General features: G+C 41.4%; 17 protein-coding genes and 2 riboswitches. Of the genes, 2 read left to right on the top strand and 15 right to left on the bottom strand.

The features are described from left to right. Positions 1 to 131 precede the first annotated feature (131 nt). Positions 132 to 587 carry a helix-hairpin-helix domain-containing protein gene (locus ACZ5OK_RS06230; RefSeq protein WP_343840238.1) on the top strand — a complete coding sequence of 152 codons (456 nt, stop codon included), beginning with the start codon at positions 132 to 134 and terminating at the stop codon, positions 585 to 587. Positions 588 to 724: 137 nt separating this feature from the next. Here the strand turns inward: ACZ5OK_RS06230 and ACZ5OK_RS06225 are convergent, their stop codons facing one another. The 4 genes from ACZ5OK_RS06225 to ACZ5OK_RS06210 form a co-directional block, all read right to left on the bottom strand. Beyond that, positions 725 to 2,296: an acyl-CoA synthetase gene (locus tag ACZ5OK_RS06225; protein ID WP_343840343.1), complete on the bottom strand. Its 1,572-nt coding sequence runs from the start codon at positions 2,294 to 2,296 to the stop codon at positions 725 to 727. A gap of 292 nt (positions 2,297 to 2,588) precedes the next feature. Next, complete coding sequence (locus ACZ5OK_RS06220) at positions 2,589 to 3,809, bottom strand: DUF819 family protein (protein WP_343840235.1); 1,221 nt, start codon at positions 3,807 to 3,809, stop codon at positions 2,589 to 2,591. Positions 3,810 to 4,130: 321 nt separating this feature from the next. Beyond that, positions 4,131 to 5,426 (bottom strand): nucleobase:cation symporter-2 family protein, encoded by a 1,296-nt coding sequence (locus ACZ5OK_RS06215; protein ID WP_343840231.1) that lies wholly within the window; start codon positions 5,424 to 5,426, stop codon positions 4,131 to 4,133. After that, entirely contained in the window at positions 5,423 to 6,010 is a 588-nt protein-coding gene (locus tag ACZ5OK_RS06210) for a xanthine phosphoribosyltransferase (RefSeq protein ID WP_343840228.1), read from the bottom strand. Before ACZ5OK_RS06210 ends, ACZ5OK_RS06215 begins: the two co-directional genes overlap by 4 nt. A gap of 122 nt (positions 6,011 to 6,132) precedes the next feature. Then, a riboswitch (purine riboswitch) is annotated at positions 6,133 to 6,234 on the bottom strand. A 129-nt stretch (positions 6,235 to 6,363) separates the two neighbouring features. After that, positions 6,364 to 6,465, bottom strand: a riboswitch (purine riboswitch). 344 nt (positions 6,466 to 6,809) lie between these two features. On the opposite strand from ACZ5OK_RS06210, the gene ACZ5OK_RS06205 reads away from it, so the two are divergent. Beyond that, on the top strand, positions 6,810 to 8,243 hold the full coding sequence (locus ACZ5OK_RS06205) for an alanine/glycine:cation symporter family protein (protein WP_343840225.1): 1,434 nt from the start codon (positions 6,810 to 6,812) through the stop codon (positions 8,241 to 8,243). 145 nt (positions 8,244 to 8,388) lie between these two features. Here the strand turns inward: ACZ5OK_RS06205 and ACZ5OK_RS06200 are convergent, their stop codons facing one another. The 11 genes from ACZ5OK_RS06200 to ACZ5OK_RS06150 all read right to left on the bottom strand — a co-directional run bounded on the left by ACZ5OK_RS06200 (position 8,389) and on the right by ACZ5OK_RS06150 (position 18,961). Beyond that, positions 8,389 to 9,426 carry an aldose epimerase family protein gene (locus tag ACZ5OK_RS06200; RefSeq protein ID WP_343840222.1) on the bottom strand — a complete coding sequence of 346 codons (1,038 nt, stop codon included), beginning with the start codon at positions 9,424 to 9,426 and terminating at the stop codon, positions 8,389 to 8,391. 78 nt (positions 9,427 to 9,504) lie between these two features. Further along, entirely contained in the window at positions 9,505 to 10,461 is a 957-nt protein-coding gene (gene manA / locus ACZ5OK_RS06195) for a mannose-6-phosphate isomerase, class I (RefSeq protein WP_343840220.1), read from the bottom strand. Positions 10,462 to 10,656: 195 nt separating this feature from the next. Then, positions 10,657 to 12,177 carry an osmoprotectant update ABC transporter permease/substrate-binding subunit OpuFB gene (gene opuFB / locus ACZ5OK_RS06190; RefSeq protein WP_343840217.1) on the bottom strand — a complete coding sequence of 507 codons (1,521 nt, stop codon included), beginning with the start codon at positions 12,175 to 12,177 and terminating at the stop codon, positions 10,657 to 10,659. Then, positions 12,161 to 13,132: an ABC transporter ATP-binding protein gene (locus ACZ5OK_RS06185; RefSeq protein WP_343840214.1), complete on the bottom strand. Its 972-nt coding sequence runs from the start codon at positions 13,130 to 13,132 to the stop codon at positions 12,161 to 12,163. The genes opuFB and ACZ5OK_RS06185 overlap by 17 nt, the downstream gene beginning before the upstream one ends. Before the next feature lie 134 nt (positions 13,133 to 13,266). Further along, positions 13,267 to 13,686, bottom strand: a complete 420-nt coding sequence (arsC, locus tag ACZ5OK_RS06180; RefSeq protein WP_343840211.1) for an arsenate reductase (thioredoxin) — start codon at positions 13,684 to 13,686, stop codon at positions 13,267 to 13,269. 75 nt (positions 13,687 to 13,761) lie between these two features. Next, entirely contained in the window at positions 13,762 to 15,060 is a 1,299-nt protein-coding gene (locus tag ACZ5OK_RS06175; RefSeq protein WP_343840209.1) for an arsenic transporter, read from the bottom strand. A 15-nt stretch (positions 15,061 to 15,075) separates the two neighbouring features. Continuing rightward, positions 15,076 to 15,420: an ArsR/SmtB family transcription factor gene (locus ACZ5OK_RS06170; RefSeq protein ID WP_343840341.1), complete on the bottom strand. Its 345-nt coding sequence runs from the start codon at positions 15,418 to 15,420 to the stop codon at positions 15,076 to 15,078. Positions 15,421 to 15,565: 145 nt separating this feature from the next. Next, the gene (locus ACZ5OK_RS06165; protein WP_343840207.1) at positions 15,566 to 16,303 is read right to left on the bottom strand and encodes an EAL domain-containing protein; all 738 of its coding nucleotides are present in this window, start codon (positions 16,301 to 16,303) and stop codon (positions 15,566 to 15,568) included. Positions 16,304 to 16,383: 80 nt separating this feature from the next. Then, a complete protein-coding gene (locus tag ACZ5OK_RS06160) occupies positions 16,384 to 18,093 on the bottom strand; it encodes a methyl-accepting chemotaxis protein (RefSeq protein WP_343840205.1) in 1,710 nt (569 codons plus the stop codon). A 28-nt stretch (positions 18,094 to 18,121) separates the two neighbouring features. Beyond that, entirely contained in the window at positions 18,122 to 18,478 is a 357-nt protein-coding gene (locus tag ACZ5OK_RS06155; protein WP_343840202.1) for a response regulator, read from the bottom strand. A gap of 18 nt (positions 18,479 to 18,496) precedes the next feature. Beyond that, positions 18,497 to 18,961 carry a chemotaxis protein CheW gene (locus ACZ5OK_RS06150; RefSeq protein WP_044160493.1) on the bottom strand — a complete coding sequence of 155 codons (465 nt, stop codon included), beginning with the start codon at positions 18,959 to 18,961 and terminating at the stop codon, positions 18,497 to 18,499. Positions 18,962 to 18,971 lie beyond the last annotated feature (10 nt).

The following is an 18,971-nucleotide window of genomic DNA, read 5'->3' as shown; positions in this document are numbered from 1 at the left end:
CCCTATTAATACTCCCCATTACACATACTCCTGGATCCTTCATGTACTTTATCTATTGTTCCTGAAAAAGGGTTTCTTAAAGAATAACAGAATGTATTATTAAAGAAATGCTTTAAAAGGAGATGTTTAAATTGGCTGCACCTAAGCTTTCATTACTCTCTGACGAAAAGAACAGGCTGAGAAAAGCAGGAATCAAAATCAGCAATATAAAAGATTCCAGCCCCGACGAGTTAGCACAGGTGATGGGGGCATCTATAATTAGAGCAAGAAAGATCATTGCTATGGCACGCTTTCAGGAAGCACCTTCGATTGGGCCTGCGCTGGCAGAAAAGATAGTGGATGACCTTGAAATTTATGATTTACATACATTAAAGGATAAGGATGGCGGAAAATTGTTTGATCTGCTTGAACAGCAATTGGGGGTTTGGACAGATCCTTGTGTGGAAGACCAGATTCGCTGCTTAATTTTCTACGCCCAAAACCCCCATAGTGACAGAAGCTGGTTTGATTTTACGAAAGAACGGAAAGCCTATCGCAATCAGCACGGATACCCTGACACCAGACCAAAAAAAGCATGGTATGAATGAAAAAATGCGATTTGAAATGATTTGTTTTTCTTCCATGATCAATGTTAAGTCGAAAAGGATTCCTAATGAACGAACGAAAAATCCCGTACCACTTATATAAAAGTGATACGGGATTTTGTATTAACATTTATCGTTTTTTACTTCCTGCTTAAGTGTTCGAATTCCTCCCTTAAAGTTCGCTTCAGAACTTTTCCACTCGGATTTTTCGGTAGTTCTTCTTTAAATGCTACATGCTTCGGAACTTTAAATGCAGATAAATGATCTTTACAGAATTCGATGACGTTCTCCTCAGTTACGTCGGCATTATACTTTGGTACAATAACAGCTGTGACAGCTTCAATCCAATATGCATCTGAAATTCCGATCACAGCCACTTCGGAAATGCCATCCATCTGATAAATCGCTTCTTCAACTTCCCGGCTCGACACATTGACGCCACCGGTTTTAATCATATCCTTTTTCCGATCCACAATGGTTATGTACCCGTCCTCATCCATTACTCCTAAATCACCACTGTGAAACCAGCCATTTTTAAAGGCTTCTGCCGTTTTCTCCGGATCGTAAAGGTAGCCTTTCATGGCGTGTGGGGTTCGATGGACAATTTCACCCATCTCTCCCCTTGGTACTTCTTCATCATTATCATCAACGATTTTAGTTTGCATATTAAGGCTTGGTTTTCCTGCTGAGCCTAATTTACGAAGCTGATCTTCCGGTTGAAGCGCCGTTGCAAGGGGAGCTACCTCTGTCTGGCCGTAAAAATTCCAGAACCGCGCTTTAGGGAGACGCTCTGAAAGCTCTTTAAGTACTTCCCGTGGCATAATCGCAGCTCCATAATAGCATTTTTCCAAAGAGGATAAATCCCGGCTATCAAAATCAGGGTGACGAAGGAGAGCAATCCAGACAGTTGGCGGGCAGAATAACTGTGTAGCCCCCTCTTTTTCAACCGTCTCAAGCATGACCTCAGGATTGGCTCCGTCCAGAATAATGCCACTTGCCCCAAGATAAATACTTGGTCCCAGGAAGCAATGAAGCTGGGCACTATGATAAAGAGGCAAAGCATGGACAAAAACATCCTGTTCAGCCATGTCTCCGTCAACAATGCAGCTGACATATTCACTTATAAGACTTTTATGTGTCAGCATTACCCCTTTTGGCCGGGATTCTGTACCGCTCGTATAAAGGACATGAGCAAGATCGTCATCCTCAATATTTTCATCAATAAATTCTGCCGACTGGTCCTTTCGTGCTGTGGAAAGAGGTGTCCATCCTGATAGCTGTGTTGAAATTTCGCTTGATTCAGGAACATCCATTAAATAACGAAATTTAATTTCCAGGTATCCCGCTGACTGGTCTAAAACAGGAGCATATTCCTCGGAAGCAATAAAACCGCTAACCCCGGCATGATCAAGAATATACGCGACATCGTCCGTTGTCAGCATATAGTTAATCGGAATCATGACCGCACCAATGCGGGCCAAAGCAAAATTAGCAATCACAAAATCGAGGCTGTTTCTGGACATGACGGTAATCATATCCCCTTTTTTCATCCCGTCCTCTAAAAAAGCACGGGCCGTCTGATTAACCAGATCATCCATTTCCTCGTAATTTAAGCGCTGATCCCGATACGCTAAAGCAAACTTATCCGGCATCCTCTCTCTCGTACGCGCAAGTAAGTCTCCTAATGTGTTTCGCCTTGCCCTCTCCAGCATTTGACTTAATCCCTCATTGACATTCGTATTTAACCTCAAGAACAATACACTCCTTCAAACCATTTTGAGGACATTACTTGCTGAATATTCTGTAATTTTAGTTTATTTTAGTTCCAGCGTATAATCAAGTTCTAAAAAGCTTAGGTATTGTCGAATGGACAGGAACCATTCGTTATATGGATGGCTTCGTTACAAAAATCCCTTTTCAACGAGGATTCCAATTGTAAACAGTCTCAAATAAAGAGAGCGTGATAAGCAGTTCCCTGCTCTCCACGCTCTGTTAAACATTCTATTAAAAGGTGCTAAACCAAAAGCCAATCACCGAGCCGATATAATTTCCAATAATATAACCGAGAGTACCTACAATCAATATAGGTGCCACCAGCTTACTCCAGCCTTTGGAAATGGCCATCGCTGCTGCGGTTGTCGGACCGCCAATGTTGGCATTACTGGCAACAATCACATCCTCCAGGTTAAACTTAAACATCTTCCCTAGAGCAAAAGAGATGATCATATTCAGGCCAACCATAATGAACACCAATACAAATAACAGCGGTGCATTTTGCAGAATAAGTGGCAGGGAAGCCGGTACACCGATGACGACAAAGAATATATAAATTAAATAAGTGCCGATTTCCTGAGCTCCGTTAATTTTTTCAAAAAATCCGGAGAAAACGGTGACCGCCAGTACAGTAATGGTCGTTAGCATTAAGTAAGGATCCCCGAATAATCCATTTAAAGCATTAAATAGAAAAGATTCCTGTTCACCTGCTGGAATCACACCTGCAAACCAATCGGCTAATGTGAACGAGATGGCAACTAACGTAAATGCAGTCCCGACAGCAATTCCAATATCCTGTAACGAAATCTCTTTTCCTTTCCAATAGGCGGCAGCCAGATTCCCCTCTTCATTGCCACTCCATTCTTCTACTTCATTTACGTGAGGCGTTTTAAAATGCTTCCTGAAAAACTTCAACGCCGGAATGACCATTAATACAAGGAAATAGAGAGCCATCATCATATTATCGGCAACAACGGCCGATGAAATAAGCTCTGACGGAGTATCAAATTTTGCCGATAATGCGGCCAGATTCACACTTCCTCCTATATAAGAACCTGTCATCATTCCGGCAATTTCGTCCAGAGCCGGGATAAAATCCTTTAATAAGAAAAAGCCGATGACTGCCCCTGCAACCGTTCCAATTGCACTAAGGAAAAACATAAATAAAAGTCTTCTGCTCTCTTTCCATATCCGTAACAAGTTCGACTGAAACAGAAGGAGTGGTATCGCCAGAGGAACAACATAATTCCAGACGGTGTCATAAACCGGTGATTCAATCGGAATGACATTTAAATTGGCTAAAAGCATAGCACCCACAAGAGCGATAATGGCACCTGATACCTTCGATGCCCAGGCATATTTCTGCTCAAGATAAATACTCACAGCTGCCCAGCCGGCTAAAAAGGCCCAGAGAATCCAGACATCATCTGATTGTATCAATGAAAACAGCATCCATTACACCTACTTTACCTTTTTTCTAACGTTACTATAACATAACTTAGGCGTCATTCGTACGGTGTATGGATCAAAAACCATTCATGAAGAACATCCAACCAAAGAAGCGTGACTTGAATGTCCTTTAGGCTGCCTGTAAAACATTGACGAAGCGAAACGTTTTAAGCCTTCATAAATATGCTTGAACTGGACTTATCCGTCTGATTTACTATCCATAGAATAACCTATTTCTCTGCACAAACACAAAATCGCCTGGAGATCCAGACGATTTCTTTATGAATGAGTGTTCAGGTATAAACCTGCTGAATGATCAGTTCCTTATGCTGATTGTGCTTCCTGTTCGGTGATTACCTTGGAGGATTTCCTGGAAGGCAGCATGTTAAACAATATGTTCAGAATAATAGCCGTCACACTGCCAGCCACGATTCCATTGCTTGTTAAAATCTGAATGCTTTGCGGCAGTTGAGAAAACAATTCAGGTACAACAGTAACGCCTAATCCCATTCCAACTGAACAGGCAACAATCATAGAGTTTTCAGGGGAATCAGGGATGACCCGGCTCAGCATTTTAATTCCCTGGGAAATAACCATACCGAACATGGCAACCATGGCGCCACCTAACACAGAGGTAGGAATAATCGTAGTTATAGCTGCAATTTTCGGTACAAAACCAAGCGTAACCAGCATAATTCCAGTTAAAAGAATAACTTTTCTCGATTTAACCCCTGTCATTTGCATTAATCCTACATTCTGAGAAAAAGCCGTATAAGGAAAGGCGTTGAAAATCCCGCCTAATAGGATTGCCAGCCCTTCAGCCCGGTATCCTTTTGATAAATCCTTTTCCGTTAACTTTTGATCTGTCATATCACTTAAGGCAAAGTATACCCCTGTGGATTCAACCAGGGAAACAATGGCGACCAGTACCATGGTTAAAATCGCTGACCACTGAAATGTCGGGGTTCCGAAATAAAATGGCTCAACCATATGAAAAACAGATGCCTCTCCTACGGCAGAAAAATCGACCTTTCCCATTACGATTCCTGCCAGCGTACCTGCTCCTAACCCTAATAAAATTGAGATAGACCGGATAAATCCCTTTGTAAAACGGTACAACAGAACAATAAAGATCAAGGTGCCGAATGCTAGAGAAATATTGGAAATGGAGCCAAAATCACTTGCTCCTTCTCCACCGCCCATATTATTTATGGCTGTGGGAATTAAAGTAAGACCTATAATCGTGACTACCGTTCCTGTTACAACCGGCGGAAAAAAACGAACTAACTTTCCAAAGAACCCGCTAATAAAAACAACGATGGCCCCTGAAGCAAGAATGGCCCCATATACAGCAGAAACACCATATTGACCTCCAATAGCAATCATCGGACCTACTGCCGTAAACGTACATCCAAGCACTACAGGAAGACCAATTCCAAAAATACGATTATTTAACACTTGTAAAATGGTAGCAACCCCGCACATTAGTATATCGATAGCCACTAAATAAGTCAGCTGCTCCGATGTTAATCCTAAAGCCTCTCCGACTATGAGTGGAACTAAAATCGCCCCTGAGTACATCGCCAATAGATGCTGGAAACTTAACGCTGCCGTTTTCATACCGTTACATCCTCCTTCTGAAATCGTATTTTCTGATCGGATAAAGAATCAATAATAGCTAAAGATTCAATATGTATGCCTTTTTCTCTCAGCATGCGTCCTCCATCCTGAAATCCTTTTTCAATGACAATACCAACTCCGGCAAGGGTGGCATCCGCCTGCTTTACAATCTCACTTAGCCCAAGCACAGCCTGACCATTCGCTAAGAAATCATCAATGAGTAAAACCTGATCTCCTGAGGAAAGGAAGTCCCTGGATATGGAAATTTGATTTCTCTCCTGTTTCGTATACGAATAAACCTCCGCTGAATACAGATCATCTGCCAGTGTCAGAGATTTTCTTTTTCTGGCAAATACAGCAGGAACACCAAGCTCCAGGGCTGTCATCGCTGCAGGAGCAATCCCTGAAGACTCCAACGTCACAACCTTGGTAATCCCCTTCTCCCTAAATCGATGAGCAAAAGTCTCTCCCATTTCTTTCATGAGTTCCGGATCAATCTGATGATTTAAAAATGAGTCAACTTTCAATACCGTACTGGACAAAACCCTTCCATCACGCAAAATTCTTTCCTGTAATCGCCTCATATGAATCCTCCTTACTAAGAAAAAAACTCGAAATGACGATCTCCACCAAATCCATGAAGAAGCAATCATTTCGAGTCATTCAATCAACTCAAATTGTACAGGTAAGGATATATTGGTATCCTTACCGTCCCATTGCTTTTCATAGTCGATCTATTTACGGTAGATCGGTAGAAACTTGCAGGCCATATTCCCGCGATTATATGAAAAACCCCATATTCAATTTTCAAGCCCAACCCTGAATTAGTAATTAATGAAAAAACTGCCCGACTCCCTTGTTTCATCGACATATGAAAACAAGGAAATCGGACAGTTTCAGCTCATTAAGGTTATAAAAAACCTGATTGCTACACGTTTTTCCGTTCCCTGCTTTCCATAGTCGATTTATTTACGGTAAATCGGTAGAGACTTGCAGGCCGTATTCCTGCATTTATATGAAAAGCTTATTGAATTGATAGGTACAGTATAGCATGCTGATTGACAAAAACAACCCTTCATACAAAATTTTGATTTTTTTGATATTTAAACAGACAGATAACACCTAACCCTTTAAAGTATGGAAACCTGCGTACCTGCAAAGGCTATCACTTAAGGTATACTCTCTTGACACTGAACATTTTCATTACTTTAAAATATACAAGTCCTTTGATTTTCGATATAATTGGAGCATTCTGTTACATATTAACACCCATCTTTCTCCAGTTTTACACCCTTCAGCACCTGTGCAATACATGATGTCATAACCGTTCATACGAATTCATACGTAAACTTATAAAGGTAAAGTGGAAAGGAGTACACCAGGATGGAAACGTTAGAAAATATATTAAGCAGTATTATCGATTTGGGGAATACGATTTTCTGGGATTATATTCTTATTTATTTATTAATTGGCGCAGGAATTTATTTCACGTTTCGCAGTCGTTTTGTCCAATTTCGCCTCTTTAAAAACATGTTTGGGGTAATAGGAGAAGAAGCTGTAGAACAAAGTGGAAAACGAGGGATAAACGCATTTCAGGCTTTTAGTATAAGTATTGCATCCCGTGTAGGAACAGGAAACTTAGCTGGTGTGGCATTGGCTGTTGCCATTGGTGGACCTGGAGCTGTGTTCTGGATGTGGGGGGTTGCTTTAATCGGTATGGCAACTGCTTTTATTGAAAGCACGCTTGCTCAGGTTTATAAAGTTCCGGATGAAGATGGATTTCATGGAGGGCCGGCTTATTACATTGAACGGGCACTGGGTCAAAAATGGATGGCTGTTTTATTTTCTATTCTTATCACCATCACGTTTGGTCTGATTTTTAACGCCGTTCAGGCCAACACCATTTCTATGGCTGTCGAACAGGCCTTTAATATCGACCGTACATGGACTGGAATCATATTAGTGGTTCTGGCAGGTTTCATCATATTTGGAGGTATTAAGCGAATTGCCATTGTATCAGGAACCATTGTCCCGATTATGGCGGTGATTTATATTGCTGTATCCTTTATCGTCGTATTAATGAATATTTCGGAAATCCCGAGAATTTTCACGATGATCTTTCAGCATGCGTTTGGCATCGAACAGTTTGTCGGTGGGGGAATGGGTATTGCCCTTATGCAGGGAATTAAGCGGGGGCTTTTCTCCAACGAAGCCGGTATGGGGAGTGCGCCTAATGCAGCGGCTACAGCCGGCGTAAGTCATCCCGCAAAACAGGGACTGGTTCAATCCCTGGCCGTCTTTTTTGATACGATCGTCATCTGCAGCTTCACAGCCTTTATCATTCTGCTTTATGAAGACTTTGCGAGTGTAACGGAGGATGGCATACAGTTAACACAGGTAGCCTTTAGTGCGCAAATCGGAAACTGGGCAACCATTTTCATCGCCCTTACCATTTTCTTATTCGCCTTTAGTTCACTTATTGGAAATTATTACTATGGCGAAACCAATATCGACTTCATGAAAACTGCCGGTCCTTTTCGGAACATTTATCGATTTGCTGTATTAGCTATGGTGTTCCTCGGTTCCAGAGCCTCCATTGATATTGTCTGGAATATGGCAGACTTATTTATGGCTATGATGGCTGTTGTAAACTTGATTGCTATTCTGCTATTAGGCAAAATTGCGATGGCCGTGTTAAATGACTATATAAAACAGAAGAAAGCAGGAAAAGATCCGCAATTCCATGTTTCAAATATACCAGGATTGAAAAATGTATCCTGGTGGGGTGCACAGGAAGAAGAACATAAAAATTCTTAAAGAAAAGAGACTGGGACAAAAGTGTTTTCGCTAAAATAAATCGGAATTATGTTAGGTGCAGGAACCGCCGCTAAGGAAATATACTTTGCTAAGCTATCCCTTCTTTCGGTTTATGACAAAGCGAATTAGTTATGTCCCGGTCTCTTTATTTCTCAGTATCGAACTGAAAAACCGTTCGTTTTTGATAGGTTTCTTCAGGCTTTAAAAAAACACTTGGAAACCCTTTTTCATGTAATGATGCAGGTGAGCTTTGGGTTTCAAAGCAGACACCTGAATACTTTTTCATCGTTCCTTCCGCTAACTTCAGCCCTTCCGGTAGGTGATTGCCCGTATACATGATCATTCCTGGCTCATCCGATTTAACTGACAGAATACGACCGCTGCGTGGATCTTTCATGACTACTTTGATTGGCTCACTCTCATCAAACAGAAAATAATGGTCATAGCCGTTCCCTGCGATTCTATTCTGCTCATGGTTACTATGGATTCCATCCCTCAAATATCGACCTCTGCAAAAATCAAAGGGGGTATTTTCCACCTTAAGTATTCTTCCGGTCGGAATTAATTCCTTATCAAGCTCCACGAATCTGTGACTTTGAATGGTGACCTGATGATCATGAATGGTGTCCTTTGCATTTCCACTCAGGTTAAAGTAGGAGTGATTGGTCAAGGCAATAGGTGTCAGTTGATCCGTAACCGCCTTGTAATTGAGAATCAGCTCGTTGTCGTTCGTTAAGGTATACGTTACCTCTGCCTTTACCTGACCCGGATAACCTCCATCCCCATCTTCACGTACATGAAAGAGATGGACACCAGCCTCATCTGCAGTTTCAAAGGGCTGAGCCTTCCATATCAGACTGTGAAAACCGCTGGATCCCCCATGAAGATGATGGCTCCCGTTATTGGCTTCCAAATGATATGTATGTCCATTGAGTTGAAAGGAAGCCCCTTTAATTCTTCCGGCTACAGGGCCAATCATTGCACCTGAAAAAGTTGAATTATGCTCATATTGCTCAATATCCTGATAGCCTAAGACCACATTTTCAAACTTACCTTCTTTATCCGGAACCAGAATTTTTTTAATGATTCCGCCAAAGTTTAAAACATGCACTTCCATACCATGGTCATTCACCAATTTATAAAGCTTCCATTCATCATTTAATGATTGGGTATCAATATGCAAAACTCTCCCCTCCAAAGGTTTTGACATAGGTATTCACAGCCCTGTATCCAAGGACAAGCCATTTACGATGATATTCTGTTACGTCCAGGAAACGATAAGTTCTGCATTACCAGTTAATTCATACTCCTCAATCCCATAAGGCAGAATAAAATGTGTGCCTTTATTGGCTTCATAGGTCTTTCCTTCGACCGTTATTTCCGCATTTCCCTCGATGACACTTACCTGCAGAAAGTCTTTGTCCAGCTTTTGCATCGTGCGGCCATTCAGGTGCCAATGAGAAACGGCAAAGTACTGAGCCTCTGCAAGACTGGTGATGGTTAAATCATCAACGACCCTTTTGTCCCGGCTAAAGTCCACGGGTTTATGAGGAACCTTTGTTACCTGTTTGGCTCTGTCTAAATGAAGCTCCCGTTTATTTCCCTGATCATCCGTGCGATCATAATCATACACACGATACGTAATGTCAGAGCTTTGCTGGGTTTCCAAAATAACGATTCCCTTTCCGATGGCATGAAGGGTCCCGCTTGGAACATAGATAAAATCTCCCTGTTTCACTTTCACACGCTGCAGTAAATCGTTCCACTCCCCTTGATCCATCATCTGCTCCAATTGCTCACGGGTTTTGGCATGATGCCCAAAAATAATTTCACTATTCTCTTCAGCACTCAGAACATACCAGCACTCTGTTTTGCCATAGGGCTCCCCTTCCACTTCCCGGGCATAGCTGTCATCCGGGTGGACCTGAACAGATAAGTCAGCATTAGCATCTAAAATTTTCACTAATAATGGATAGGCCTCATGTCTGCTGGAGCGTTTATTAAATAACTCTGCGTGATTTTCCCAAGCTTCCTTTAGAGTGTGTCCCTGCAATGGACCATTTTGAATAATGCTTGGGCCATTTGGATGAGCAGAAATCACCCAGGCTTCTCCTGTCTGTTCACTTGGAATTTGATAGCCATATTCTGTCCTTAATTTTTGCCCGCCCCAGATGCGTTCCTGAAAAACGGGTTTTAAAAAGATGGGTTCCTTGTACATGTCTGATCCTCCTGTTAGTATCATCTTCTTTATTTTTTATGGGCCGTATTTTTGGAATTCACTAGAAAAAGAGAGCGCTATTGCTCCCTTTTTTCTTTATTCTACCATATTTTGATGAAGGGTTCGTGTTTAATTCTTGCTGAAATAGGGCAATCCTGTCCATTTGTCATCAAAGGCCCGTAATGTTTTTGCGTATCATTTTCCTAACAATCCTTCTCTCTCTAAGAATTCCCGTGCCACCTCTTCAGCACTTAAGCCTTCAACATTTAAACGATAATTCATTTCCCGCATCTGGTCATCCGTGATGTTTCCACCAAGCTGATTTAATGCGGTTTTAATTTCGGGATACTTGTCAATCGTTTCTGCCCGGAGTAATGGGGCTCCCTGATAAGGCGGAAACAGATTTTTATCATCTTCCAACACTCTTAAATGATATTGACGGATTTCACTGTCTGTAGAATAGGCATCGACTAATTGGATATCACCGGACTCTATGGCATTGTAACGAAGCTGTGGCTCCATAGTGATGACTTCACCAAAGTTTATTCCGTATAAATCTTGTATCCCTTTGTAACCATCCTCTCGATCATTAAACTCGAGGGTAAATCCTGCGGTCATTTCCTCCACTATGGGCTCCAAATCTGATATGGTCTGTACGCCTTGATTTTCCGCAATTTTTTTAGGCATCGCTAATGCATAGGTATTGTTATAAGCCATAGGTTCCAGGAACACCATATTAAACTGTTCCTTCAAACCCTTTTTCGCCTGCTCATACACTTCCTGCTCATCTCTACTGACGGCCTGTTCGTTGAGAAACTGTACAATCGCTGTTCCGGTAAATTCCGGATAAATATCGATTTCTCCTGTCTTTAAGGCATTGAAAACAAAAGAGGTCTTGCCTAAGCCAGGTTCAAGCTCCACACGCAGATCTGTTTCTTCTTCAATCAGCTGTTTATACATGTTAATTAAAATCTCCGGCTCTGCTCCCAGTTTGCCACCGATAACAATAGTTTCCTGATCATCTTTCAGTAAAGAAGGCGTCGCAATGAACAATGCAGCAATGATCACCAGCGCACCGGTTGTCCTGAAAATGTTACGAAAAGAAAGCTTCTCCATTTTCCGCAATAACACATCAAATAAAATAGCTAAAAGAGCTGCTGGAATAGCCCCTAAAACAATAAGATAAGAATCATTCCGGTCAATTCCAAGCAGAATAATATCACCTAACCCGCCTGCACCAATTAAAGCGGCCAGGGTGGCAGTTCCTACAATGAGCACCATTCCTGTACGGATTCCCGCCATGATTACAGGCATCGCCAGAGGAAGCTCAACCTTTCGCAGCTTTTTCACTGAATTCATGCCCATCGCAGTTGCAGCTTCAAGAAGGGATGGATCAATGTCTTTTATGCCTGTGTATGTATTTCGCAATATCGGCAGCAGGGCATAGGCTACAAGGGCAATGATTGCAGGAAATTTCCCAATCCCTACAAGCGGGATAAGTAAGCCTAGTAAAGCCAGGGAAGGAATCGTCTGAAGGACAGCCGTTACCCCAATAATTGATTCCGCTATTCGTTCTTTACGTGTTAAGTAGACACCAAGCGGTACCGCAATGATGACCGCAAAAAATAAGGAAATAAAAGAAATTTGGATATGTTCAATAAATGCACTAAAAAGCTCTCCTTGTCTTTTCTGAAAAACATCAATCCATGGTTCCATACTGCTGCCTTCTTTCCTTGCCTTGATTTGCCAGATAGCCGAAGATTTGCCGGCGATTCACGGTACCAATCACCTGCTTATCTTTTTCTACATGCAGATGATCCACCCTGGATAAACCGTCAAAAATCTGCTGAAGGGTTGCTTTTGCAGGTAATGTATATTTGATTTCCTGCTTCTGTTCAGATGCAGGGGTAATCAGGTTCTCAAGGTCTACTTTCTGATTTTCAAAAGGACTATTCGTCCCCACAAAGCTTTCGATAAACTCATTGGCAGGATTATGTAAGAGTTCGTCCGGTGATCCCACCTGTTCAACTTTTCCATCACGCATAACACAAATCCGGTCACCAAGCTGTAAGGCCTCCTGCATATCATGAGTGACAAACACAACGGTTTTCTTAATGTTTTGCTGAACGTTTAGGATATCATCCTGCAGCTTTTCTCTCGTAATCGGATCAAGCGCACTAAAGGGTTCATCCATTAAAATGAAATCAGGATCAGCAGCCAGTGCCCGGATCACTCCGACTCTCTGCTGTTCACCTCCTGATAATTCTCCTGGCTTACGATTTCGATAAATGGCTGGATCGAGACCGACCATTTGCATCAGTTCCTCTATGCGCTGCGAAATTTTATCCTCATCCCATTTTTTCAGCTCAGGAACAACAGCTATATTTTCACCAATCGTCATATGTGGAAACAGGGCAATTTGCTGCAGAACATAGCCAATATTCCACCTTAGTTCGTGAATATCATAATCACTGATTCTTTTCCCCTGAATGTATATGGTTCCTTCAGTTAATGGGATTAGTCGATTGATCATTTTGAGGGTTGTCGTCTTACCTGAACCGCTGGGGCCGATAATAACGAAAAACTCGCCCTCTTTAATACTGAGCTCAATATTCTCTACGGCATGCGTTCCGTCCGCGTAAGTCTTACTTACATTTTGAAAGGTAATCATTGAATTACTCCTCATTCGGCAAATTTTGATTTTTTCCACTGAAATTAGTTTATATTTTCATTGTTAACAAAATCCAGAAACAATTCAAAATAAAAGGGCTGATCATTCAACAATGATCAGCTGTAATCTTCTAATTATTCACCTGTCACGGAAAAACGTTTAATACGTTCTCCAATTTCATCTCTGACACGCTGAAAAACCTGCCATTTCTCCCCATCAGTACCTTCAGCCTTAGCCGGATCATCAAAGCCCCAATGCTCCCGTTTCACATGGGAAGGTGTAGTCGGACAGCGGTCATTGGCATCTCCGCATAGCGTAACCACCATATCCGCGTTGTTTAAGAGCTCGAGATCAATGGTTTCTGATTTTTGATCAGAAATATCGATTCCTGCTTCCTCCATAGCTTTGACCGCATTGGGATTCAGTCCGTGAGCTTCAATGCCCGCACTTTTTACCTGCCAATCATCCCCCAAATGCTTTTTCGCCCAGCCTTCAGCCATCTGACTCCTGCAAGAATTTCCTGTACATAAGAAATAAATCGTTTTTTTAGACATAAGATCGCTCCTTCTGGTGCCTGTCACCACCCGAATTTTCTTGTTTCACAAAATGTTTCACAGGCTGTCTGTGAGTTATAACAGCAGTAGCGTAATATAGAGTCCTATAAGAGTAATGAATAAAATAGGTACAGTCAGAATTATACCGGTCTTAAAATAGGTTCCCCAGGAAATTTTTACACCTTTCTGTGATAATACGTGTAGCCACAATAACGTTGCAAGGGAACCTATTGGTGTAATTTTTGGTCCGAGGTCAGAACCGATCACATTCGCGTAGACAAGTGCTTCACGCAGGACACCTGATGTACTGGTTTCAGCAATAGCCAGGGCATCAATCATCACTGTTGGCATGTTGTTCATAATCGACGACAGAATTGCCGCGAGATAGCCCATCACGATGGTAGCCACGAACAATCCCTGTTCAGCACTTGCCTGAATCAGACCGGCTAATAAGTCCGTCAGGCCGGCATTCCGCAAACCATAGACCACAACATACATCCCAATGGAGAAAAAGACAATGTCCCAAGGCGCCCCTTTAACAACAGCTTTTGTATTCACCGCCTGACTATTCTTCGCCAGCCATAAGAAGATGACGGCAACGCCACCGGCCACAATCGAAACAGGCAGCTGAATAAATTCACTTACAAAATACCCAATTAAAAGAACACCAAGAATATACCAGGAAATACGGAACAGTTTTTCGTCCTGTATAGCTTCTTTGGGTTCCTTCAGCTGGGACCAGTCATAGCTTCGCGGGATACTTTTTCGGAAATAAATAAATAAAACCGTAATGGTAGCCACTAATGAGAACAGGTTCGGAATAATCATTCTCGATGCATATTCTGCAAATCCAATATTAAAAAAGTCCGCCGAAACAATATTTACAAGGTTACTTACCACCAGTGGCAGTGAAGTGGTATCAGCAATAAATCCACTCGCCATGATAAAAGGAAAAATCATTTTTTCTTTAAAATTCAAGTTCCGTACCATAGCTAACACAATAGGCGTTAAAATAAGTGCCGCACCATCATTCGCGAAAAAGGCTGCAACCAGGGCACCTAAGATACTTACATAAACAAACATACGGACTCCATGACCTTTGGCCGCTCTCGCCATATGTAAAGCCGCCCATTCAAAGAATCCAATTTCATCTAAAATTAAAGAAATTAAAATGATAGCAACAAAGGCTAAAGTAGCATTCCAGACAATCTCTGTTACTTCAACGACATCCTGAAAGCCAACCACACCGGCAAGTAAGGCAAGAACTGCTCCACCGATAGCTGACCAGCCGATGGATAGTCCTTTAGGCTGCCAGATGACTAAAATTAATGTTGCCAGAAATATCAGAATCGCTATTATAACGGATAAAGACAAACATAAGACCTCCTGTTAGCAACAAGTAATCCTTGCTCCGCTTTTATCAAGCACCCTTAGCTTATCCCCCTGATCTGGCAGGGTCTGAAGTATTTGTTTGACAAAAGGGTAAAGATTACTTGCCTGATTTAAAGAATAATAAATCCACTGTCCTCTTCGTTCTTCCTTTACCACCCCAGCATCTCTCAATTTTCGAAGGTGCTGACTAATCGCAGGCTGACTCATCTGAAAAATTTCCACAAACTCACAAACACAGCATTCATCCTCATCAAGGATCTTAGCCATTGTTAAGCGGGTTTTATCCCCCAGCAGCTTGAATACATTGGCGACACTCTCCAGATCTATAGCCGTTCTCTCCATCATTTATCAACACCTCCTTTAAGCCTGTATTAGTATATAATGAAATGCTTATATATTCAATGAAGTTGTTTATTTACAATGAAGTCCTGATAAATTCGAAAAAAACCTTCCATACCATCGTATGGAAGGTTTCCTATTAATCCTGTTAAAGATAAATTTCAAGCTGATTCGGTTTCCCAAGAAAGTATCCTTGTCCCAGGGTGATACCTAACATTTTTGCCGTTTCCAGTTCATCTCGGGTTTCAAGCCCCTCTAAAACAAGCTTAATCTCCTGTTTTTTACAATAATTAGAGAAAAAACGAATCATTTCCTGTTTATTTGGGGATTGATGAAGATCCCTGGCAAAATACTTATCCAATTTAATAAAATCCGGATTTAATTCAATGATTCTTTTAAAGGTAGAAGCACCTTTCCCGACATCATCCAGTGCGATGTAAAAGCCAAACGATTGTAATTTTGTGAGTGTTTCATTAAATAAAGGAACATTATGAATCAGCTCTGACTCATTTATTTCCAATACCATATGAACGTCTGACCGAATCCCATCTGGAAAAGCTCCTTTTAATAAAGACAAAAACGTCCGAGACAAAAGTGTTGATGGGTATACATTTAAAAATACATAAACGTCGGAAACTTGATCCACCAGCATTTCATCAAAGGTCTGAATAGCCTTGATGATAGACGCCGTGTCCAGTTCAAATAATCGATTCGTTTCGATAGCCGTATTAAATAAGGTTTCCGGGTTCTGAATATAGTTGGAACGTAATAAACCTTCATATCCAATAATCTTATGTTTCTGTATATCCATAATGGGCTGAAAGTGATGAAAAAACAATTGCTGTTCAATAACGTCATGAAACGTATTGTTTTGAAAGTTATCCATGTTTTCGACTCCTATGCTTCACCATTTCATATTGGGAATCATCTATTCAATCAACCAGCATCCCCATGTTTACTCAAATCTTATAACTTGAAATGACGAATTAATTCATTCAGCTCTTCGGCAAGCTTGGCCAGGTCTTCGGAGCTTTTTGCCACTTCTTCCATTGAAGTGCTTGTCTGTTCTGCAGAAGCTGATGTTTCCTCAACGCCTGCTGCAGATTCTTCTGAAATGGAGGCTATTTCCTCAATGGATGAGCTCATTTCCTGACTTGTACTGGACATTGTTGAAAGTTTATCCGTTACCGTCTTAATATTTGTTGCCATGTCGCTTACAGCTGAATTAATTTTATCAAAGGTCTCTCCTGTAGTTTTAATTTGACTTGTCCCTTTTTCCACCTCTGAGTATCCATTCTGCAAGGAATCAACTACATTGGAGGATTCTTTCTGGATATTGCCTACGATGTCTGTAATATCTGTAACAGAGTCTGCCACTTGTTCTGCCAGCTTTCTTACTTCGTCGGCCACAACCGCAAAACCTCGGCCTTGTTCACCTGCACGAGCCGCTTCGATGGCTGCATTTAAAGCTAGTAGGTTGGTCTGCTCTGCCACATCTTTAATAACGACCACAAGCTTTGAAATTTCTTTGGACTGCTGATCCAATCCCTGTACTTTTTTCACGGCATCCTGGACAATATGATCGATGGTGGTCATTTGCTCTACAGACTGTTCCATTAATTGTTGTCCTTCACCTGTCATTTGCATAACTTCATTGGAAGATTTATATGCATGTTCACCATTTGCATTGGCTTCTTCCACACTGGCTACGAATGACGAGGCATTGGAAGAGAGCTCACTGGCATTATTGGACTGTGACTCAGAACCGGATGCCAGCTCCTGCATAGTGGAGGAGATTTGTTCGGATCCTTCTTTTACCTCATTGGCTGACTGAGTGAGTTCTTCACTTTGGCTGCTTACCGTTTCAGAAATCTCGGAAATTTTTTCTACAATGTCTTTTAGATTTCTACCCATAGCGTTGGTGGATTCAGCTAGTTTACCAATTTCATCACGACCATCGTAATCAATCGCGTCAATGGCCAGGTTTCCTTCAGCTACCATATTGTTAACATGGACAACTTTATTCAAGTTGCGGGAAACGGCACGACTAATGAAGAAGACAATCAATCCTCCAATCACGACCGCTCCAATCATCGATGAAATCAGCACGATAAGAGTTAGTTCCTGACTTGCTTTTGCTTCTTCCACAGCTAAGGCTCGTTCTTCATTCACAACCGTACGCAGTTCCTGAAGAAGATCAACTGTTTCTGATCGGACAGTATCCGCATCTCTAGCCAGAGATTGCATTTCCGTCTTGTCGTTTTGTCTCTCCGCTTGTACCATTTCTTCAGTAAAGAGGGCATTTAATTCTTTATCATTTTCTACAATCTGATTAAAAAGTTTTTCTAATTCGGGTGTATCCATTTTTGGACGAATTTCTGTTTCTAATGTATTAAATTGTTCCCGCCGGTCTTCATATTCTTCAACTAGTACGTCATCACCCGTTTGAGCAAAACGCGCAACCCGAATTCCTTTTGAACGGGTAAGTGACCCCATTTGGGTTACACTAATGGCTCGGTCTCCTCTTCGCTCCAGGGCCTCGATATTATTTCCGGTATTTGTTAAAAGAACGGACACCACACTGGTCATCGCACCGAACAAAATGAACACAATGATTAGCACAGCTCCATACTTCCAACCTATATTTAAATTTTTAAACTTAAGCTTATTTAGCATGTCAGTTTCCCCCTGAAGTTTAGTTAATCTATAAAACTTTGGCCAGTGCTTCTTGTATTCGTTCGAAGGTGAAAGGTTTTACAATAAAATCTTTTGCTCCTGCTTTAATAGCTTCAATGACCATTCCCTGCTGTCCCATGGCTGAACACATAACAACTGTCGCATCCGGGTTCATTTTTTTAATTTCTTTTACAGCAGCCACTCCATCCATCTCCGGCATGGTGATATCCATAGTTACCAGATCAGGTTGCAGTTCAGAATATTGATCAATCGCTTCCTTACCATTGGAAGCTTCTCCTACGACCTCGTGCCCCTGCTTTGTTAAAATATCTTTAAGCTGCATACGCATAAACGCAGCATCATCTGTTACTAAAACGGTTGCCATATCAGTATTCTCCTTCCTCTATGCTTCATCTGTAACGGATTTGATTTCATTCATTTCATCCAGATTTAAAACATGTTCTAAATCCAGTAAAATTAATAAGCGTTCTGTTAATTTTGCAACGCCAATAATAAAGTTGTCCGACACTCCACCTATTACTTTGGGCGGAGGATCAATCGATGCATCTGAAATATCAATCACATCTGACGCAGTATCAACAATTAAACCGACTTGAATATCCTTTAATTGCACAATTAGAACACGGGTGTCATTCGTATATTCGGTTTCCCCAATTTGCAGACGATCCTTTAAATCTATAATTGGAGTAATCTCCCCACGGATATTGATGATTCCTTTAATAAAATCTGACGTCTTCGGAACTTTTGTAATTTCCGTTAATTTTTCAATCGATAGTACTTGCTGTATATCCACACCATATTGTTCTTCATTTAATTGAAAAACAATGACCTTAGATGGTTCATTCATAATGTGACCA

The sequence above is a fragment of the Salinibacillus aidingensis genome, from assembly GCF_055393355.1.
Note: the sequence above shows the minus strand (reverse complement) of the source record. Positions and strands in the feature narration are given on the sequence as shown.